The organism is Synergistaceae bacterium, assembly GCA_031272035.1.
GTDB lineage: Bacteria > Synergistota > Synergistia > Synergistales > Aminobacteriaceae > JAISSA01.
Genome location: JAISUO010000077.1, coordinates 31,674 through 52,103 on the forward strand (window position 1 = coordinate 31,674; position 20,430 = coordinate 52,103).

General features: G+C 56.3%; 20 protein-coding genes. 12 read left to right on the forward strand and 8 right to left on the reverse strand.

Annotated elements, in window-relative coordinates:
• Positions 1-10 precede the first annotated feature (10 nt).
• The 3 genes from cysK to larE all read left to right on the forward strand — a co-directional run bounded on the left by cysK (position 11) and on the right by larE (position 2,994).
• Positions 11-940, forward strand: coding sequence for a cysteine synthase A (gene cysK / locus LBR61_09340; protein ID MDR1732278.1), 930 nt, complete (start codon positions 11-13; stop codon positions 938-940).
• A 123-nt stretch (positions 941-1,063) separates the two neighbouring features.
• Positions 1,064-2,173: a tRNA 2-thiouridine(34) synthase MnmA gene (gene mnmA / locus LBR61_09345; GenBank protein MDR1732279.1), complete on the forward strand. Its 1,110-nt coding sequence runs from the start codon at positions 1,064-1,066 to the stop codon at positions 2,171-2,173.
• A complete protein-coding gene (larE, locus tag LBR61_09350) occupies positions 2,173-2,994 on the forward strand; it encodes an ATP-dependent sacrificial sulfur transferase LarE (GenBank protein ID MDR1732280.1) in 822 nt (273 codons plus the stop codon). Before mnmA ends, larE begins: the two co-directional genes overlap by 1 nt.
• Positions 2,995-3,091: 97 nt before the next feature.
• On the opposite strand, the gene LBR61_09355 is transcribed toward larE, so the two are convergent.
• Positions 3,092-4,003, reverse strand: a complete 912-nt coding sequence (locus tag LBR61_09355; protein MDR1732281.1) for a hypothetical protein — start codon at positions 4,001-4,003, stop codon at positions 3,092-3,094.
• 489 nt (positions 4,004-4,492) lie between these two features.
• Between LBR61_09355 and LBR61_09360 the strand changes: the two genes are divergently transcribed.
• On the forward strand, positions 4,493-5,434 hold the full coding sequence (locus LBR61_09360; protein MDR1732282.1) for a 4Fe-4S binding protein: 942 nt from the start codon (positions 4,493-4,495) through the stop codon (positions 5,432-5,434).
• On the opposite strand, the gene LBR61_09365 is transcribed toward LBR61_09360, so the two are convergent.
• Positions 5,387-7,228: a PrpR N-terminal domain-containing protein gene (locus LBR61_09365; GenBank protein MDR1732283.1), complete on the reverse strand. Its 1,842-nt coding sequence runs from the start codon at positions 7,226-7,228 to the stop codon at positions 5,387-5,389. The two genes, LBR61_09360 and LBR61_09365, sit on opposite strands and share 48 nt — an antisense overlap.
• A gap of 290 nt (positions 7,229-7,518) precedes the next feature.
• Here LBR61_09365 and LBR61_09370 point away from each other — a divergent pair, with 290 nt between their 5' ends.
• The 7 genes from LBR61_09370 to LBR61_09400 all read left to right on the forward strand — a co-directional run bounded on the left by LBR61_09370 (position 7,519) and on the right by LBR61_09400 (position 14,634).
• On the forward strand, positions 7,519-7,788 hold the full coding sequence (locus LBR61_09370; protein ID MDR1732284.1) for a UxaA family hydrolase: 270 nt from the start codon (positions 7,519-7,521) through the stop codon (positions 7,786-7,788).
• 17 nt (positions 7,789-7,805) lie between these two features.
• The gene (locus LBR61_09375) at positions 7,806-9,035 is read left to right on the forward strand and encodes a UxaA family hydrolase (protein MDR1732285.1); all 1,230 of its coding nucleotides are present in this window, start codon (positions 7,806-7,808) and stop codon (positions 9,033-9,035) included.
• A 61-nt stretch (positions 9,036-9,096) separates the two neighbouring features.
• Complete coding sequence (locus tag LBR61_09380) at positions 9,097-10,074, forward strand: tripartite tricarboxylate transporter substrate binding protein (protein ID MDR1732286.1); 978 nt, start codon at positions 9,097-9,099, stop codon at positions 10,072-10,074.
• Between the two features lie 210 nt (positions 10,075-10,284).
• Complete coding sequence (locus tag LBR61_09385; protein ID MDR1732287.1) at positions 10,285-10,731, forward strand: tripartite tricarboxylate transporter TctB family protein; 447 nt, start codon at positions 10,285-10,287, stop codon at positions 10,729-10,731.
• Between the two features lie 76 nt (positions 10,732-10,807).
• The gene (locus LBR61_09390; GenBank protein MDR1732288.1) at positions 10,808-12,304 is read left to right on the forward strand and encodes a tripartite tricarboxylate transporter permease; all 1,497 of its coding nucleotides are present in this window, start codon (positions 10,808-10,810) and stop codon (positions 12,302-12,304) included.
• A gap of 35 nt (positions 12,305-12,339) precedes the next feature.
• Positions 12,340-13,608 (forward strand): lactate racemase domain-containing protein, encoded by a 1,269-nt coding sequence (locus LBR61_09395; protein MDR1732289.1) that lies wholly within the window; start codon positions 12,340-12,342, stop codon positions 13,606-13,608.
• Positions 13,609-13,779: 171 nt separating this feature from the next.
• Positions 13,780-14,634 (forward strand): methylenetetrahydrofolate reductase, encoded by an 855-nt coding sequence (locus LBR61_09400; GenBank protein MDR1732290.1) that lies wholly within the window; start codon positions 13,780-13,782, stop codon positions 14,632-14,634.
• Here the strand turns inward: LBR61_09400 and prmC are convergent, their stop codons facing one another.
• The 6 genes from prmC to rpsO all read right to left on the reverse strand — a co-directional run bounded on the left by prmC (position 14,635) and on the right by rpsO (position 19,039).
• Positions 14,635-15,600 (reverse strand): peptide chain release factor N(5)-glutamine methyltransferase, encoded by a 966-nt coding sequence (prmC, locus tag LBR61_09405; GenBank protein MDR1732291.1) that lies wholly within the window; start codon positions 15,598-15,600, stop codon positions 14,635-14,637. It lies immediately after the preceding gene.
• Between the two features lie 10 nt (positions 15,601-15,610).
• The gene (gene prfA / locus LBR61_09410; protein MDR1732292.1) at positions 15,611-16,684 is read right to left on the reverse strand and encodes a peptide chain release factor 1; all 1,074 of its coding nucleotides are present in this window, start codon (positions 16,682-16,684) and stop codon (positions 15,611-15,613) included.
• A gap of 4 nt (positions 16,685-16,688) precedes the next feature.
• Entirely contained in the window at positions 16,689-17,714 is a 1,026-nt protein-coding gene (locus tag LBR61_09415; protein ID MDR1732293.1) for a DUF1385 domain-containing protein, read from the reverse strand.
• A complete protein-coding gene (gene thyX / locus LBR61_09420; GenBank protein ID MDR1732294.1) occupies positions 17,701-18,417 on the reverse strand; it encodes an FAD-dependent thymidylate synthase in 717 nt (238 codons plus the stop codon). Before thyX ends, LBR61_09415 begins: the two co-directional genes overlap by 14 nt.
• Positions 18,418-18,449: 32 nt before the next feature.
• On the reverse strand, positions 18,450-18,689 hold the full coding sequence (gene rpmE, locus LBR61_09425; GenBank protein MDR1732295.1) for a 50S ribosomal protein L31: 240 nt from the start codon (positions 18,687-18,689) through the stop codon (positions 18,450-18,452).
• An 83-nt stretch (positions 18,690-18,772) separates the two neighbouring features.
• Complete coding sequence (rpsO, locus tag LBR61_09430; GenBank protein ID MDR1732296.1) at positions 18,773-19,039, reverse strand: 30S ribosomal protein S15; 267 nt, start codon at positions 19,037-19,039, stop codon at positions 18,773-18,775.
• A 381-nt stretch (positions 19,040-19,420) separates the two neighbouring features.
• On the opposite strand from rpsO, the gene LBR61_09435 reads away from it, so the two are divergent.
• Positions 19,421-20,430 (forward strand): hypothetical protein (locus tag LBR61_09435; protein MDR1732297.1); only part of this gene is annotated, 1,010 nt, incomplete at its 3' end.

Below are 20,430 nucleotides of genomic sequence, written 5' to 3' on the forward strand. Positions count from 1 at the left end.
ATCGTTCTGAATGCCCATCTATTCGAAAATTACGGATTTAATAGGAAAGACGCCCCTCCTGGAACTTGGACGCTACAGCGAGAAGCAGGGACTGCCCGTGAAAATTGTGGGAAAGCTGGAATATTTCAACCCGGCGGGAAGCGTCAAGGACCGCATCGCCAAAGCGATGGTGGACGAGGCGGAGGTAAAGGGGATCCTGAAACCGGATTCGGTCATCATCGAGCCCACCAGCGGGAACACCGGCATCGGGCTTGCCGCCGTCGCCGCGGCCCGGGGCTATCGGATCATCCTGACCATGCCGGAGACCATGAGCGTCGAGCGCCGCAACCTTTTGAAGGCCTACGGCGCGGAGCTGGTGCTCACCGAGGGCGCGAAGGGAATGAAGGGCGCCATCGCGAAGGCCGAAGAACTGGCCCGATCTACGCCCCACAGCTTTATCCCCAGTCAGTTTACGAACCTGGCCAACCCCAAAATTCACAGAGAGACGACGGGGCCGGAGATCTGGCAGGACACGGATGGAAAGGTGGACGTGTTCATCTCCGGCATCGGCACAGGCGGAACGATTACGGGCGCGGGGCAGTTTCTGAAGTCGAAAAAGCCCTCCGTTCACGTTGTGGCCGTGGAGCCCGCGGGGTCTCCCGTGCTGTCCAAAGGGACTCCCGGGACTCACAAGATTCAGGGCATCGGAGCGGGGTTCGTCCCTGAGGTGCTGGATACGGCTGTTTACGACGAAATCATCCCCGTGGAGGACGAAAAGGCCTTCGAAACGGGGCGGCTGATCGCCAGGACGGAAGGGCTTCTGGTGGGGATTTCCTCGGGAGCGGCGGTGTGGGCTGCCGTCCAGATCGCGAAACGTCCCGAATTTGCGGGAAAACTGATCGTGGCGCTGCTGCCGGATACGGGGGAGCGTTATCTTTCCACACCCATGTTTGCGGGGTAGCCAAACTCTTTTTGGGGTGGCCTTGGCTTGTCGTAAAAAAACGTTATACTGTATCCGGTCGCCTTGGACGCGGCCGGAAGGGACGAATCGAAAATACGGACATCAGGTATCAATAAAAAAGCCATGATTGCCATGAGCGGGGGAGTGGACAGCTCTGTCGCCGCCAGCCTGATGAAAGATCAGGGGTTTGAATGCCTGGGCGTTACCATGAAACTGTTTTCGAACGAAGATGTCGGGCTCGAAAGGGATGACACCTGCTGTTCGGCGAAGGACACGGACGACGCCCGGGCTGTGGCTTATCGTATGGGAATTCCTCATTATGTTTTCAATTTTTCGGAGGACTTCAACAAAGAGGTCATTCAGCGTTTTACGGAGTCCTGGGAAAACGGACGAACTCCAAATCCCTGTATCGACTGCAATCGTTTCATCAAATTTGAAAAACTTCTCAGACGAGCCCGGGAGCTGGATTGCAGTTATCTGGTGACCGGGCATTACGCGCGAATCGAGCGCGAAGGACATCGCTTCTTCCTTAAAAAAGCACTGGACGCCGCAAAGGATCAGAGCTATTTCCTGTATTCTCTGACGCAGGAGGAGCTGGCACGAATTCTTTTTCCGCTGGGAAATCTGACGAAAAAAGAAGTTCGGAAAATAGCGGAGATGAAGGGATTTGTCAACGCTCAGAAACGGGAGAGCCAGGACGTCTGTTTTGTCATGGATGGCGACTATGCCCGTTTTGTGGAGCAGTATACGGGCAGACGCGGCGAAAGCGGAAATTTCGTGGATTCTTTGGGCAACGTCCTCGGCGGGCACAAGGGCCTGATCCGCTACACCATCGGCCAGCGCAGAGGGTTGGGAATCGCCTCCACGCGGCGCCTTTACGTCTGCGGCAAAAACGAACGGGACAACACGGTGACGCTGGGCGGCGAGGAGGATTTGTACGCGAGACTTCTGTATGCGAAGGACCTTGTGTGGACCGCCGGAGAGGTCCCCCGGGGGCCCCTGAAAGTGGGAGTGAAGACGGGCTACCGGCGGACCGAGCGGCGGGGGACGATTGAACGGGTGGGAGAAGACCGGCTGCGCGTCGAGTTTGAGGAACCGCAGAAGATGACGTCGCCCGGTCAGGCGGTGGTTTTTTACGAGGGAGATTTGGTCCTGGGCGGAGGAACGATTTCCGAAATGAAACCAGGTCTCTCGACGACAGACGATATTAATTATGGAGAAGGGTTGGCATAATGGATTTCCACTGTAAATACGAAAATCTGAAGCAGTATCTCTCGGAGCTGGGAAGTGTGGCCGTGGCCTTTTCCGGAGGGGTGGACTCCACCTTTCTTCTGAAAACGGCTCACGATGTACTGGGAGACCGAGCCATCGCGGTCACTGCGCGATCCTGCTCCTTTCCCGAGCGGGAACTTCGGGAGGCGAAGGCGTTTTGCGAGAAGGAAAACATCACCCACGTTATCTGTGACTCCGAAGAGCTGGATATTGACGGGTTTTCCATGAACCCGACCAACCGCTGTTATCTGTGCAAGAACGAGCTGTTCACCAAAATATGGGAAGTGGCCCGGGAACGCGGAATCGCCAACGTGGCCGAGGGTTCCAACATGGATGACAACGGGGATTACCGACCGGGTCTGACCGCCGTGGCGGAACAGGGCGTCGCCAGCCCTCTGCGTCACGCGGAGCTGTACAAGGCGGAAATCCGTTCCCTCTCCTGGGAAATGGGGCTTCCCACCTGGAATAAACAGGCTTTTGCCTGCCTCTCCTCCCGTTTTCCCTACGGAGAGGAGATCACGCCGGAACGGCTTCGCATGGTGGATCGGGCGGAACAGCTTCTCCTGGACCTGGGGATCAGGCAGGTGCGGGTGCGCCACCACGGAAATTCCGCCCGGATCGAAACCGACGAGGAAGGCTTCACTCTCCTCATGGACCGGAAGGTGAGGGAAACGCTCTACGCGCAGTTCAGGGAAATCGGTTACGCCTACGTCTCTCTGGATCTTTTGGGGTATCGCACGGGCAGCATGAACGAAACGCTGGAAAAAACTTCGGTGGCGTAATCCCTTTGGAAGAATCCTGAAAAAACGCTGGCTGAATGAGCTGGAGCCTCAGTGGGACGGAGGAGCGATCGAGAGATTGAATTCCGCCGTCCCATATTTATGACCGCTGACCCTGAAGGAATATCACCTTTTCACGAGGCAGCGACGTGTACTTCGCTACGGCGTCAATCGGGAGACCATCGTTCAGCATGTTTTGCGCGACCTCAATTCTGTTTTTTTCGATGCCTTCCTCGATGCCTTCTTCTTTCCAGACTTTCAGCGCGTCTTCAAGGTTGAATTCCGCTGTCAGCATATTGATCACCTCCGACGAATGACTCCGTAAAAATTCGGCCAGGATTCCCCGCTCGATGCAATCGTTCACAGCCCGGCGAATGGCTTCTTCCAGCTCATAACCGATCTCCGTATTGTGACGCGCCGCATCGACAAAGGCGGCGTAACCGGACAGGGTTTCGCTTTTCCTGAGCATTTCCTCGTTGAAGCCGCTGTTGATATTATAAACCGGAACGCTCAGTTCCAGAAGTCCTTCAAACCGTTTCGGGATGCTTTCTTTATCGGTTTTATCGGCTTCCGGGCTTTCCAAAAAGGCGTCCGACAGCTTTAAGATTTTTCGCTCGGGGAATGCCGCTTTGCCGTTGTAGAAAACGTAAAATTCGGGCTTTGGGATTTTCAGAAGTTTCGTCCCGTAAAGCGCCTGCCTGAGTTTTTCGTCGGCGTTGAGCAGTTTTTCGTAAACGCCGTCCACGTAGATCAACAGGCGCAGGGGCATGTTTTCGCATAGCGTACTTTGGTGTTCCATCATTACCACAAGCCTGTCTTCCATGAGGAAGGAAACGTCGTTGCGCCGCCCCATAAACAGCGCGTTTTCCAGTGTGACGATTTTTACCGCCGCGTCCGGCGGATAGTTTTTGTTCGCGACCGCGTTGTAAACCTCGACGAGACGGTTTTTGTCTTCGCAGAGAGTGACGAAGACGCTGCTTTTGTATTCTCTGTTCGCCTTGTTTGGCGTCATCCAGGATCCTCCGAAGAATCGATTTTCCTGCAGCAGTGTACCGGAAAAGAATTCTTCCGGCAACAGCTTCATTTTGTCCGGTGTGGAACGTTACATTGACATTTTTTCGGCCGGCTGTCGAGACGTTTGAAGGCGCAAGTCGTCTTTGATTCGCAGATTCGGGAGATTTTCAGAGGGAAAAGGACGTATTTTCGGGTAGAATGTCTGAACGGTCGCGGGTTCGGAGCTGTTTCTGCGAGATAATCAGTAAAATGTCAGCAGAGCCTTGGAAATTTGAACTTTTGGAGGGAAAAATATGGACGCTGTGAAAAAAAACCGGGGTCGGACAGTGAGGATCATCCTGTTCTTTCTTGCCCTGGCCTTCACTCTGTATGGCTGGAGCAGGGGAGAGGCAGAGACTGTTTTTACCAAAGCAGCCCGTGTTTGCCTTGAATGCATCGGCATTGGCTGACACCCGTTCCGTTTGATCTGAGAATCAGGAGTTTTTATATGTTTCGTAAAGCTATACAGTGGTTGAGTTTATTGGGTTCCAACGCGTGGCTGCCCGGTTTTTGGCAGGGACGCATTTACAGTGGAAAACTGAAGTCCGTCTGCGTTCCGGGGTTGAACTGTTATTCCTGCCCCGGGGCGGTCGGTTCCTGTCCGCTGGGCGCTTTGCAGGCCGTTCTCGGCTCCTGGAAGTACAACTTCAGCTATTATGTGATCGGGCTGGTTGGGCTTCTGGGACTTCTGTTCGGGCGCTTCATCTGTGGTTTTCTGTGTCCCTTCGGCCTCATACAGGAGCTGATCAATAAAATTCCTCTGGGAAAGGCCTCCCGTCTGCGGGCGGACCCGCAGAAGACCTGGCGATGGCCTCTTGGTACCCGATATGTTCTGCTGGCGGTTTTTGTCGTTGCTCTGCCCCTTCTGGCGACCAACGCCGCCGGAATTGCCTCTCCGGCTTTCTGCAAATACATCTGTCCCGTGGGGACGCTGACGGCGGGACTTCCTCTCATGGCCGCGAATCCCCCGTTTCGAGAGGCCGCAGGGAGGCTTTTTTTGCTGAAGCTGGGCATTTCCGTGGGAGTCGTCCTGGCCTGTCTGTTCATCCATCGTTTTTTTTGCAGATACCTCTGTCCTCTGGGAGCGCTGTACGGCTTTTTCAACGGAGTCTCTCTCTATCGTCTGAGGCTGAACCGCTCCAACTGCGTCAACTGCGGAGCCTGCTCCAAAGCCTGCCCCATGGCCGTGGACCCGTCGCGCACCCCTCACAGCCCGGACTGCATTCTCTGCGGGAAATGCGTCAAATCCTGTCACTTTTCCGCTCTTGACGCGGGATTCTTCGACAGAAGTGAAAAGAGCAAAACTCAAAAAAGCCCGAACAACGGGCCTCTTCTAGAAGCCTCAGACGGAAAAACCCTGACCAAAACCATCGGAAGAAATTCCCTGTAAATGATTTCGCTGTCCTTTTTTCAGGACGCTCCACACCGTTGAACGGCTGATTCCCAGTCGGGCGGCCGTACGGCTCTGATTTCTGTCCTCGTCTTCCAGTACCAGACGCACCACGTCGTAGATAATTTCATCGAGGGGCTGCCGCAGGTTGACAACTGCGCAGCCCGCTGCGACGCTTTGAGCGTATCGGGGGAGCTCCGCCTTCAAAACCCGGCGAACTTCCTCTTTGCCGATATGGGGTTCTTCTCCCGTCAGAGCAAGTGTCCGGACCACTCGGCTCAACTGCGTCAGGTTTTCGTCCCACCCGAAACTCTGCAAAAGAGCCAGAGCCTCCGGCTCAAAACCAATGTACTGCCGGCCCAGCTCCAGGTTGACCTGATTGATGTACAGGGCGGCCAGACCGGGAATATCCTTTTGCCGCTGCCTCAGAGGCGGCAGCCGCAGGGTGATGGTGGAAAAATGATTTTTGAGGTAACCGCAGATATACCCTTCTTCTGTTTCTCCCCGCGTCAGCTCGCAGGAAAAAATCATCCGGCTGCGCCGGCAAAGCCCCGTCTGTTCGATGAATCGCAGCAGCATATCCGCCTGCGCCTCGCTGAGGCAGTTCACCAGACGCAGATGAAGGGTAATGCCGGAGCGCATGAGCGGGGAATTTTCCCGATCGAGCAGGTTTCTCCACCGGCGTGGGGAAACCGTTTGACAGTCCACCGTCACCATCATTCTCTCCCCAAAAGGGCCATGGCGATAAATCAGTGACGCGATCGTGTCTTTGCCGGTCCCCGGCTCTCCGATAATCAACACCGGCAGCGTACATCCATAGCAACCGGCGATCAGGCTCCCCAAATCCCCCATCAGCACCGAGCTTCCTATCTGCGAGATGTCCGCCAGTATCTGATCCGTCCGCGTGGAAATCGAGACGCCCCTGTTCGCGGTGAGCAGAGGATTTTTCGACGTCCCGATGCGGATCAGCAGACATCTGATGCCGTGGTGAAATATCCGCTTCGAGGAGAGCGTCAGGACGACGCTTTTCCACCTGCAATCCCGCTCCAGCGTTTCGTAATCCCAAAACTCGAACACCATTTTGTCAAGCTCTTCAGAAAATCCTTCATAGAAGGAATCCTGTTCCAGCGTGGAAAAAAGAAGCCCTCCTTTTTCATCGTAACAAACCATGTGATGTTCCTGCGAGAACAACAGCGTTCTCATCATTTCGTTCTGCCGGCGAAATCCGCCGTACAGCCGGCAGACGCGCACCGCTTCGTCGAAAGCCGAGACAATTTCCGTTTCGTCGGACGTCAGCAGGATGGAGTTCATTCCCAGCGCCTCGGCGTGGGTCCGGCTGATCTGATCGCACAGCACCAGTTCGATTCCCTGCTGCCTCAGGCGGATCAGCTCCGCTTCCACGTCGCTCTGTTCCGTGATGTTGCAGATGTCCAGGCGATACTGCATCATCTCGGACAATTTTCTGACGCATTCGGTTATATTGGAAAATCCGACGACCGCCATCCTGCCGTTGTATCCCTGCACGGACTTCAAACATCGAAGCGCGTCATAAACCGAAACTTCGATTTCTATTACTGGGACGGAGACCAGTTCGCGCAACATCATGGCAGTTCCCCCGCGGGAAACGATGACGTCATAATCCCACTCGCTTTCCTGTCGCAGAACCTGCCTGCAGGTCTGTATGTTTCCCACCCTCACCGTAAGCTGAAAATCCTTCCGAGCGCCCGCCAGACGGTTCATCACTTCAGCCATCCCCTGGTAAGGGACAACAGCCAGAATCTTTACCAGACTCATAGGATTCCTCCAAGTGTTTAATTTTCAAACAATTTTTCTGATAATATCACATCACCCTGAAAAAGCGTGTTTGGCTTTATAATCTGTTTGATTTTCAGACATTTATGGATTTAAAACGGCTTGTAAACGCACATAAGATTCTTTATGATATAAAGCAATATCTATACTTTTTTCTGATTTTGATTCCAATCCTGGTATGAAAAGGGAGAAAAACCCGACAAATCTTTACCTGTAAGTTTGCCGAAAATCGGGTTTGGCTTCCGGGTGACTTATTCTGCGAGGTGAAAGTCATGTTGCGTAAAAGTCTGATGATCAACCCGATGGACTCCGTCGTTATGGTACTGGAGGACGCCAAAAAAGGGGACTCCGTCGTGACGCCGAAGGGAACCGTCACGCTGGTGGAGGACGTGGAGTTCGCCCACAAGGCCAGCATTTCCGATATGAAAAAGGGTCAGCCTGTCATTAAATACGGAGAGGAGATTGGTTATCTGCTGAAGGATGTTTCCGCCGGAAGCTGGATTCACGTTCATAACATGGGCTGCGACCGCGGCAAAATATAAAGGGAGACTCAGGTCAGATGAAACAGGAATTTATGGGATATAAGCGTCCGAACGGTTCTGTGGGCATTCGCAACTACCTTGCCGTGATCCCGTCGGTGTTCTGCGCCAATACCACGGTGGGTAAAATCGCCGCTCAGGTGGAGGGAGCCGTCGCGCTGCCCCATGCGGTGGGCTGCGCGCAGGTGGGATTTGACCTGGAGCTGACCGCGCGCACGCTCAAGTCCATGGCGTGCCACCCAAACGTGGGGGCCGTCATCGTCGTCGGCCTCGGCTGCGAACGCTTCAACCCGCAGGAACTGTACGACGCGGTGAAGGAAAACGGTAAACCCGTGGCCCTGTTCGTTATTCAGGACGAAGGCGGCACCACCGCCACCATCCGGAAAGCCGTGGACAAGGCTCGGGAGTTCAAGGCCATCCTCGATCAGGACCGGCGGACTCCCTGCCCTCTCTCCTCTCTGATGATGGGGACGAAATGCGGAGGGACCGACGCCACCAGCGGGCTGGCGGCCAACCCTGCCGTTGGAAACGCGGCGGACCGCATCGTGGCGGCGGGGGGCAGCGCGATTCTTTCCGAGCTCAACGAGCTCTTGGGAACGGAGGATTTCCTCGCGCGACGGGCCGTCAGTCCGCAGGTCGCCGATAAAATCTACTCCGCCATTTATGAAATCGAGGACGTACTCCGCAGCGGGCTGGACCCCACGCTTCCGGAAAACCGCAACCACCTCATCTCCCGGGGAAATTTCGACGGCGGCGTCAGCAGCATCGTAGAGAAAGCGCTGGGCGGAGTTCACAAATCCGGCACATCTCCCATCGTCGACGTCATCGAGTACGCCGTCCCCCCTGACCCCTCTCTGAAGGGTCTGTTCCTGATGAACTACGAAAGCCACGATGGAGAAGTGGTGACCGGCATGATCGGCTGCGGCGCGCAGCTCGTGGCGTTCACCACCGGCAGAGGGAACCCCACGGGGCATCCTGTCGCCCCGGTGATCAAAATCACGGGCAACGAAAAAACCTGGCGCAGCATGGAGGAAAATTTCGACTTCAACGCCAGTGGAATCATCTCTCAGGGGCGCTCCGTGGAGGAGACGGGCGAAGAGCTTTTGGAGTTGATCCTTCGCATCGCCGGCGGGGAGGAAACCACCGCCGAAAAAATTGGGGGAACCGAGCTGTTCTGTGTGGGGCGTCGTCACGGCTACCACAGAAAAAGCAGGGAAGAACTGTGGGCGGGACATTCCTGTCCGAGCTGACGAACCGAAAAGCAGACGGGAAATGTAACAAAAACACATAAATCATGAGGAGGTAAAGGGTATGGGAAAATCACGGTATTTTCTGCTGGCTGTAATGGTTTGCGCGCTGGTGGCCGTAAGCGGAGCGGCGTTCGCCGCGTATCCGGACAAGCCGATCACGGTCACGCAGGGATTCAAGGCCGGCGGTGGAAGCGACACCCTGGCGCAGTTGACGCAGCCCTATCTGGAGAAGGTCGTGGGACAGTCCTTCGTCAATCAGTACATTCCGGGAGCGACGGGGGCCATCGCCTGGACCCAGCTGGCGAAGACGGCGAAGAAGGACGGCTACACCATCAGCATCACCAACACCCCGATGCTCCAGACGAACTACATCATGAACCCCGAGATCACCTACACCATCGACGAGCTGGAGCCCCTCGCCAACGTCATCACGGACCCCGGTATCATCGTTGTCGGTAAGGACAGCCCCTACAACACCGTCGACGATTTTTTCAGGGCCGTGAAGGAGAACCCCGGCAAGATCACGGTGGGCAACTCCGGCGTGGGCGGAGACGACTTCTTCACCACCCTCATCTTCGAGAAGGCCAGCGGCATGAAGGTCCAGATGGTGCCTTTCGAGGGAGACGGCCCGTCCTGGCAGGCGGCCATGGGCGGCAAGATCGACGCCAGCTTCAACAACGTGGGGATCGTTTATCCGCAGGTCAAAGCCGGCAACCTGAAGGCTTTGGCAATCATGACCGAGGAGCGCTACGCGAGCCTTCCCGACGTTCCCACGCTGAAGGAAAAGGGATTTAACGTGGTGTCCGGTTCCTCACGGGGCTACTGCGCACCCAAAGGCGTTCCCGAGGAAGTCAAAAAGGTGATGATCGAAGCGTTCAAAAAGATGGCCACGATGCCGGAATTTATAAAAGCCTGCGAGGACCGCGCGTCCATCATCGACATGAAGTACGGCGACGACTACTCGAAGATGCTCCACGACCAGGAAGCCGCCTTCAAACTTATCTGGGAGGAAGTTCGGGAACAGTATCAGGGTAAATAGGCCGGTGACGGGCGGAGAACTGTTTACCGCCGCCGGAGAAATTTTGTGTCGTGACGAAAAAACGACGTTGCGCGGCAGAGTTTCTTTCTCACGCGTGACGTCGTTTTCCGGCTTTTTTGCGTCTTTTGCGGGTCGCTTGGTTTCTTCATCAGGCCTTTTACTTCAAATTGGTATCAATCCGCGGGCACGGTCAGCAAGGAGGTCGTCGATGTGAAATCGACAACGCAGCATTATTTGTTTTCGGCTTTCAGCATGGCGCTGAGCCTCTTCTTTTTGCAAAAATCCCTTTCAATGTCCAGAACGGCGGCTCGTTTTCCCCAGCTTATCGCGGGACTGGTGCTGATTCTGGCCCTTGCCATGGCGTTCCAGACCTGGAAACGCGCTCCGGGATTCGGCGGGGAGGAGAAAGAGCCGTCTGCGCCGATCCATCACGTTCGGGTGGCGGTTTACGTGGCGGCTATGGTTCTTTATATTTTCCTCATCCCGCGCCTGGGCTATTTCATCGCCACACCGCTTTTCATGCTGGTTTCCTACGGGTATTTCCGCGCCACCGGCCCGGTCAGGACGGTACTGATCTGCCTGGGTTTTCCCGTCTTCATCTACCTGTTGTTCGTCCTTTTCCTCAAACTCCCCATTCCCCTGGGACTGATGGAGTGAATGATGGAATGACTGATGAAATGACTGATGGAGTGAACTCCGTTCGGGTTTTTTGCCGGAAGAAGGAGAGCGAGATATGTTTGCGAATGTAATTCTGGGACTCACCAACGTCTTTTCGTTGCACAATTTTCTGGCTATCGCCTTTGGGACTTTTCTGGGGCTGGTGGTAGGCGCCATGCCGGGCCTCTCCGCCACGATGGCCATTGCCCTTCTCGTGCCGGTGACCTTCGCCATGCCCCCCGACACCGGCATCAGTATGCTGGCCTCCATCTACATGGGCGCCATGTACGGCGGCTCCATCGCCGCGGTGCTGATCCGGACGCCCGGAACTCCGGCGGCGGCGGCCACCACCGTAGACGGGTATCCCATGGCGCAGAGAGGCGAAGCGGGCCGCGCTCTGGGCATTTCTCTGACGGCCTCCTTCGTGGGAGGGGTGGTCAGTTCCTGCGTCCTCCTCACCCTTGCCCCCATCCTGGGCTGGGTCGCCGTTATGTTTGGCCCCGTGGAGCTTTTCGGCATCGCCGTTCTGGGCATGACCATCCTGGCGTCCCTGTCTCAGGGTTCCGTCATCAAGGGGCTGCTGGCAGGGACCATCGGACTTCTCTTTTCTACCGTGGGCATGGACTCCATCACGGGTATTCCCCGCTTCACCCTGGGAAACATCAACCTGTTTGGCGGAATTCCCTTTACCGTGGCGCTTATCGGACTGTTCTCCATTCCCCAGGCCCTTCGCCTGATCGAGAAGGACTCGGACGGCGCCGTTCAGACGAATCGCATCACGGACAAAATTCTTCGCCCCTGGAGCGAGGTCAAAATGCTTCTGCCCACGTTTCTTCGCTCTTCGATTATCGGCGTCTTCACGGGGATCATCCCCGGGACCGGCGGGGACACGGCCTGTTGGTTCGCCTACAACGAGGCGAAGCGGCGGTCCGACGAGCCGGATTCCTTCGGGAAGGGTTCTCCTTACGGCATAGCCGCGCCGGAGGCCGCCAACAACGCCGTAGTAGGCGGAGCTCTGGTTCCCACCATCACTTTGGGCATTCCCGGCAGCTCCTCCACCGCCGTCCTCATGGGAGGTCTGATGATTCACGGGATCATGCCCGGCCCGTCGCTGATGACGGAGTACGCCGGAGTGACCTACACCCTGATCTGGGCCGTGCTGCTCTCTACCGTCGTCATGTTCGTCGAAGGCCTGTTCTTCACGAAAGCCTGTATTTTTGTCACGCGGATCGGGAACAAGGTGCTCTCCGTGGCGGTGGTGGTCCTTTGCGTGATCGGCGCCTTCGCCATCAATAACAACCTTTTCGAGGTGGGGCTGATGCTGGCTTTCGGAATCCTGGGCTACTTCATGGACAAAATAAAAATCCCCGTGGCGCCCCTGGTTGTCGGGCTCATTCTGGGGAGGATGCTGGACGTGAGCCTGCACCAGTCGCTGCTCATCAGTCAGGGTTCCTGGATGATCTTCCTCACCAACCCCATTTGCGCCGTTCTGCTGCTGCTGGCGCTGATCTCGCTCATCCAGTCCACCCCCATGTACGTGGCATGGCGCAGGAAGCGCCGCGCCAGAGCCTGAGCCTGAGTTTCGAACCTGACAAAGGAGGAAAAGATATGTCGGCTGTTGATTCGCTTCTGGACCCTGTGCCCGTCCCGAAGATCGTGAAAGTGAGGCAAATTTTCGAGCGTCCCAAAGTGGAGAACGTGGAGGAGGAAGTCGCCCGGAAGCTGAGAGACAGCGGCGCTCTGAACGCTGTGAAACCGGGGTGGAAGGTGGCGATCACGGGCGGCAGCCGGGGAATCAGCAACATGCCGCTGGTTCTGCGAACGGTGGCGGAAATGGTCAAAAACGCGGGAGGCGAGCCCTTCGTTTTTCCTGCCATGGGCAGCCACGGCGGCGCTTCCGCCGAAGGGCAGCGTCATGTTCTGGAGAATCTGGGAATTACGGAGGACCGCCTGGGCGTTCCGATACGGGCCACCATGGAGACGGTGGAGCTGGGCCTCTCAGAAAACGGGCGTCCCGTCTACCTGGACAAATATGCCAACGAGGCCGACGCCATCGTCGTGGTGAACCGGATCAAGCCCCACGTGGCCTTCAGAGGTCCTTACGAGAGCGGAATCATGAAGATGATCACCATCGGCATGGGCAAGCAGAAGGGCGCGGATTACGCGCACATGCTGGGCTTCGGCAAAATGGCCGAAAACGTCCCCTCCATCGCGAAGGTCGTCATCGCGAAGAAAAATATCCTTTGCGCCGTGGGACTGTTGGAAAATGCCTTTCATGAAACGGCAGAGATCGTCGTGATGAAAGCTTCCGAAATAGAATCCCGGGAGCCGCTGCTTTTGAAGAAAGCCTGGACGCTGTACCCGAAGCTGTATTTCGACAAACTGGACGTCCTGGTCATCGACGAGATCGGAAAGGACATCAGCGGCACCGGGTTCGACACCAACGTGGTGGGACGCTACCATACGCCTTTCGCGTCAGGCGGGCCTGAAATCACCCGCGCCGTGGTGCTGGACATCACGGACCGGTCCGGAGGCAACGCCAACGGTCTGGGCATCGTGGACTTCACCACTCAAAGGGCTTACAGGAAGTTCGACTTCGAACAGACCTACCCGAACTCTCTGACGTCCACCGTGCCGCTCAGCGTCAAGATTCCGATGGTCCTCAAAAACGACCGGCAGGCCATCCAGGCGGCCATAAAAACCAGCAACGTCCTTGACCGGACGAAGATAACCCTGGCGCGCATCAAAAACACCACCGCTCTGGGCGAAATAGAAGCCTCGGAAAGTCTGCTGGATTATATCCGGGAACATCCGAAGCTTGAGGCGGAGGGCGGAGCGCGCGAGTTCGAATTCGATCAGTCGGGCAATTTGTTCTGAATTTATTGAGACGGTTTTATTTTGGCCTTTACTTTGGCCTGGGTGCCTGCGGCGTTATCTGAAATACAATTCGAAAAATGACCAATTCAGGATATAATAACTTTCATTTCATGCCAAATGGGCACCCGATTAAAATAAATTGGCATCAATTCTTGCTCCGGAGGTTACAGGATGATTTGTCAGCTTTATGCTCAAAAACGCCCCGTTCTGTCTTTCGAAGTTTTCCCCCCCAAACAGGACTCGCAGATAGAGACGATCTACGCCACGCTGGACCATCTGACGGGGCTTTCCCCCGATTTTATCAGCGTCACCTACGGCGCGGCGGGAAGCGGAAACGCGCATCGCACGGCCGAAATCGCTTCCGCCGTGCGAAAAAGGGGAGTCGAGGCACTGGCTCACCTCACCTGCGTTTCCACCGATCGAAATCAGATAAATACCATTCTGGACAATCTGAAAGAAAAAAATATAGACGATATTCTTGCCATGCGAGGAGATTTACCCGCCGGGTCGTCCCTGCCCCTGTCGAAGGATTACCGTTATGCCTCCGATTTGATCGAAGACATTGCGGGGCGTGGCGATTTCTGCATTGGAGCGGCATGTTATCCGGAAGGTCATATCGACTGCGACGATTTTTCCGTCAGCCTGGATCATCTTCGCCTCAAGCAGGATGCGGGGGCCAATTTTCTGATCAGCCAGCTTTTTTTTGAGAACGATCTGTTCTGGAATTTTCTGGAAAAAGCCAGGCTGAAGGGAATCACGCTGCCCATTTCCGCCGGGGTGATGCCGATCATGAGCCGCAGCCAGATTGAACGCATGATCTTCCTCTGCGGGGCGTCGCTGCCGTCGAAAATCATTCGTCTGCTGCACCGCTACGAACACAGCCCGGCGGACTTGGAAAAGGCGGGAGTGGAGTACGCCATCGCCCAGATGGAAGATCTGGTTCGCGGCGGCGCGGAGGGCGTTCACATCTACACCATGAACAAGCCCCACGTTGCCGCCCTTGCCATAAACCGTTTGAGGAAGTGATTACCTGCCCGGTAATCTGCAGGGGGCCTCGGGGGGGCCAGTGAGGACCGCAAAGCGGCCGAACGAGCTCCGACCCCCTGAGTATTGAGAGTCCTGAAAATTTCTTTTCCAGGCCAGACAGCGGGGGATATGGGCGTAGTCTCTCACCTCTTTCACAAATTCCAGTGAGGGAGGGGTCATTTTTTTGAGGCTGTCGGACTGTTCCGCGTTTCCGATTTCGAAGAGCAAATATCCCCCCGGCTTCAGCCGGAGAGGCGCGTAATGAAAAAGCAGACGGTAATAATCCAGACCGTCCGGGCCTCCGTCGAGAGCCATGCGGGGTTCGTAATCGCGGACGTCGCGCATGAGCCCTGGAATGACCGGCCTGGGGATGTAGGGAGGATTGCTGAGGACCAGATCCAGAGCGCCCCTGGGGACGGGAATGTCATCGGGATTTCGGGAATGCCATAAAAGACTCCGTTCGAAAAGGCGATGCCGCGACAGATTGTTCCACGCCAAAATCAGAGACTCCGGATTTTTTTCGGCCAGGATCCCTTTTGCGCGAAACCGTTCCAGAAGCAGAGTGATCCCGATGCAGCCGCTGCCCGTCCCCCAGTCGAGAAAATCGAAGGCGGCGTCGGCGGGAAAAAATTCCAGAGCCAGCTCCACCAGGAGCTCCGTCTCCGGACGGGGAATCAAAGCGCCTTTTCGCGTTTCGAAGGATCTGCCGTAAAAGCAGGTTTCTCCCAGAATGTACTGAAGAGGTTCTCTTTTCACGCGTCGTTTGACCGCTTTTTTGATGGAAAGCATTTGAGGACAGGTCAAAATCGTCTCCGGATGGCCCAAAATCGCGGCTCGGGAAAAATTCAGGAGACGGGCCAGAATCAGATCCGCCTCCTGAAAAGGATTTTCGATTTGCGCGTTCCTCAGTTCCGAGATCAGGTAACGTCGCGCCTCGGCCAGGGGGACGCTCATGGGGACGCTCATGGCGACGCGCTCATATTTCCAGGTGGTGCAGCCGCTCCGTCTGCTCCGCCAGCATCATGGCGTCCATCATTTCGTAGAGGTCGCCGTCCAGATAATAGTCCAGCTTGTAGAGGGTGAGGTTGATCCGGTGGTCCGTGATGCGGTTCTGAGGGTAGTTGTAAGTGCGAATGCGCTCGGAGCGATCTCCCGATCCGATCTGTCCGCGGCGCTCGGACGCCAGATTCGACGTCTGCTTCTGCAGCTCCATGTCGTAGAGCTTCGTTTTGAGGTACGTCATGGCCCTGGCGCGGTTCTTGATCTGTGAGCGTTCATCCTGGCAGGTGACGACGATCCCCGTGGGAATGTGGGTGATGCGCACGGCGGAGTCCGTCATGTTCACGTGCTGTCCTCCGGCCCCGCTGGATCGGTAGGTGTCGATCTTCAGGTCCTCCTGACGGATGTCCACCTCCACGTCTTCCACCTCCGGCAGCACGGCCACCGTGGCCGCGGAGGTATGAATACGGCCGCCGGCCTCCGTCACGGGAACCCTCTGAACGCGGTGCACGCCGCTTTCAAATTTGAGCCGGCTGTAGGCCCCCTCGCTGTCCACCCGAAAGATGATCTCCCTGTAGCCGCCGATTCCCGTTTCGTTGGAATCCAGAACTTCGATGCGCCAGCGCTGACGCTCGCAGAACCGGTTGTACATGCGATAGAGGTCCGAGGCGAAAAGCGCCGCCTCTTCTCCTCCGGTGCCGGCCCGAATTTCAACGATGACGCGTTTTTCGTCGTTGGGATCCTTCGGCAGGAGCAGCAGCTTCAGCTCGTTTTCGAAGCCGTCGATTTGAGGGGACAGACGCTCGATTTCCTCGGCGGCCAGAGCCTCCATGTCCGGTTCTCCGCTTTTGAGCAGTTCTCTGGCCTCCGCGATACTCTGCTGAATGGCGCAATAATTGCGAAATTTTTCTACTACCGGCTCCAGCTGGGCGTGTTTTTTGCCAAGAGACTGAAGCTCTTTGGGATCCGACGCGTTGACCGGATCGGCCAGTTTTTTCTCGATGTCGATATAGTCCTGTTCCAGTGCTTTCAGTTTGCTTACCAGATCCATGTCGTCACTCCGCTGTTCGTCCCTGTACGGGGACGTCCTGTGAATTCGAACTCAATTTTGAACTTTGATTTAATTCTAGGTCCAGGGCTTCGTCCAGCGACGCCAGCGCGACCTCGATCTGTCCGGAGCCGGGCTCCCGCGTCGTCAGATATTGGAGGGAAAGAACGGGATACATGAAAATTTTCCCCAGGATTCCCGACCGGGAGGTGAGCCGGATAATTTCGTAGGATATTCCGATCACCAGGGGCAGAAGGACCACCCTGGAGCCCACGCGCCATACGACCCCGCCCTTGCCGATGGCGGAAAATACCGCGATGCTGATGAGAATCGCGATCAGCAGAAAGGACGTTCCGCAGCGGGGATGAATCCGGGACTGGGTCGCCACCGATTCCGGCGTCAGCTCCAGCTCGCGCTCGAAGGCGTTGATGGTTTTGTGCTCCGCCCCGTGATAACGAAACACCTCCTGAATATCCTTCATCATGCCGATGGCCGCCACGTAAACGATGAAGACCGCCGCTCGCAGCACGCCCTCCAGAACGTTGAGGGCAAGGGGAGAGAGCGGGAAAAAGGTCCCCAGTTTCTCCGAGGCCCACAGAGGAAAAGCGATAAAAAGGCCCACAACGGCGAAAATTCCAACGGCCACCGCCAGAATCAGGTCGCGGGTCGTCATTTTTTCTCCGCTGTCGCTGAGGGCGATTTCCGCTGAGTGGCTGAGGGCTTTGAATCCCGTCGTCATCATCTCGATCATCGTTATAAAACCGCGCAGAACGGGCAGCTTCCAGGGGTAACGCTTCGTTCGGGAGGAGTTGCCCCACTTTTCGCGGAAAATTTCGCCGTTCGGCTGCCGTACGGCAAGACCCCAGTAGTTTATCCCCTTCATGAGCACGCCTTCGATAACGGCCTGCCCTCCGACGGGAATCCTTCGCGCTTCCGAAAACCACAGCCCCGCGGAAAGGTTCAAAAGAGCGAAAGAGCTGAAACGAGCGCCTTTACCGGATTCGAAGGGCGGTTGCATTTTATTCCATTTCACTTTGGAGAAGGTCCTCCGTGTTTTTATAAGGTTTGCCGCAGGGACGGGCTTCCCGGCAGATTCCCTCCCGAACGCAGGAAGGTCCCGCCTTTTTAAAAATGACAGGGGCCACTTTGCGGCATTCTTCCAGCATCAGACGCGCCATTTCCCGAATTTCCCACTGGGCCCTCCGGCAAAGCCGCAGGGAGAAAAAATGGTGAAGTTCACGGGCGTTCATCGTGAGGACAATACGGGTTTCCCAGCCGTGGGGAAGGATGAACCGCGCATCTTCCGCCGGAATTCCCATTTCCACCAGGGTCCTGTAGGTTTCATGGGCCGCGGCAAACTGTTTTTCGAAGAGGCTTCGGGCCTCCGGATTTTTCGCCACTGCGGGCGGCAGGATAACGGGGCTTCCCGCTTTCATTTTGACGTAACGCTGACTCTGCTGACTGAAGCTGGCCATCCGGTGACGTACGAGCTGATGCGTGGCCACACGGCTGATTCCGTCCACCCCGAAGGTGAAGGATGCGTGTTCGAAGGGGGAGTGATGTCCGCTGCGCCAGAGCTCGTCCAGAAGACGCTCTGAAAGTTCCTGCGTTTCGCGCTCCAGAAGACTGGCCGCGGTTGTGTCGCAGTAACAGATGCGGGCCGCCGCCGCCACGAGTTCATCCGGTTCCGGAGTGTGCCTCAGAAGATAAACTTTGCATAAAGAATTTAAAGACATGTGAATGTAATTAAAAAGGGGCTCGAAGCCCCTTAACCCTGCTTTTCGGTGATTTCTTTCTGGCCGTAGTTGATTCCGGCGTATTTCTTCTGGAACTTCTCCAGCCGCCCGTCCGTCATGATCCGGCTTCCCCGTTTTCCGGAGTAGAAGGGATGGCACTGTGAACAAACCCCCACCCGGATCTCTTTTTGCGTGGACTGCGTTACAAAGGTATTCCCGCAGGCGCAGCTCACCTTGCACTCCTGATAGGCGGGATGAATCTCTTTTTTCATATATGAACACCTCCGACGTAAAACGTCTTCCTCAAAATCGAATGATCTGAAACGAGCATTGCATCCTCATTGCCTCTCTGCGCCTAGTGACGCAGACCCAACCGTTCGATAAGGCCGCGGTAACGGTTGAAATCCTTCTCTCTCAGATATCGCAACAGCTTCCTTCGCTGACCGACCATCTTCAGAAGTCCTCTTCGCGAGTGAAAGTCTTTCGCGTGGATCTTCAGGTGTTCCGTCAATTCGCGCACCCTTTCGGTCAGAACCGCAACCTGCACCTCCGGGGAACCGGTGTCGGACTCGTGCACCCTGTACTCCCCAATGATTTCCTGCTTTTTTTCTTTCCGGATCACAGAGATCACCTCTCAAAAAAATTGCCGCGAACTGCGATTTGCGTCGATCTCGGAGACGCAGATCCCGGTGTCGGGCCGACAGGTATATTATCACTCTCGATTGTTATTCGCAAGCGGACCGGCAAACTGTCGCGGCGAAAAATAGAGGTCCGGGTTATAATGTCTTCAAAATAACGATAAACATAAACGCAAAATTCAGGCCCTCGTATAGTCGCGGGGGCTTTTTTGTCGTTTTGCGTTGTGCAATAATATATAATAGTTACAATATTGCATGGATGTTGACGCGAGGGGAACCGGACCGGAGATTTTGCGTCGCGAAGTTTGAGCGACAACCTGCAGCTCGGCTTTTCCACACTCGATCACAGGGGGGTATGTACAATAATGTTTTTTCCGCGCCTGACGACCAAAGACGAGGCCGGTTACACCGGCCACACGCCACACGGGCTTAATTATTTCCTTTTAACCCGCTTCACTTTCCTGCTCCTGTTTCTGTCCGCGTCGCTCCTGACGCCGCGCGCCGCGCGCGCCGCTTACACCCTGGAGGGCACGGTGCACGGCGTCCCGATAGTCTTTTCCGACACAGCCGGCGACAGCAGCGGAACGATAAAGGATCCCCTTCTCGGCAGCGTCGTCCTTGCGCCGAGCCTGGCGGCGCGCATTGTTCCGACCGACATCCAGGTCTCGGTCGACGGCGTCGCCAAGACGCGCGTGGGTCTGCACGGGTATTATAACCTCCCTTCGCCGGCAGTTTTTTGGCCCACAACCGGGGCCACTGGCGATAACGCTTCTTTGATGCTTTTTGAAACCGGCGGTGTAGAAGCCCACAGTGTACTCTACTTCAGAATCCATGTCATTCGCGCCAGCACGGACGCCCGGCTGACCTCCGCGGCGGGCGTCGCCGTGACGACGGCGGCGACGGGAACCCTTAACGCTCCGGAACTCGTCTCCATTTCGGTTCCCAGTTCGAAGCCTTCCATCACCACGTCGGACATCGTCCCCGCGCCCGACGCCTCGTTCCACATCTACAGCGACGCGGGGTTCTCCCAGAACCGGGACTCGGCCGTGATCCTGCCGTCGGGCGAGTCCAGTCACGTCTACGTGAAGGTCCTGGCCCAGGACGGGCTCACGGAATCTTATTACGACGTGACGGCGGCCCGGCCCGGAACCGACGCGGGCCTGACCTCCGTGGCGGGCATGGGCGTGTCCACCGCCGGGTCCGGCGCGTCCATCTCCAGCCCCCAGACCGCCGCCGTCGTCGTGGACAAGGGAAAAAGCTCCCTGTCGGCGTCCGAGGTGATCTGCTCGGCGGGCGCGACCGTGACGGTCTACACGGACAAGGACTTTTCCGCCCCCGTTCAGTCGATAGCGCTGAACCCCGGGGACTACACCCA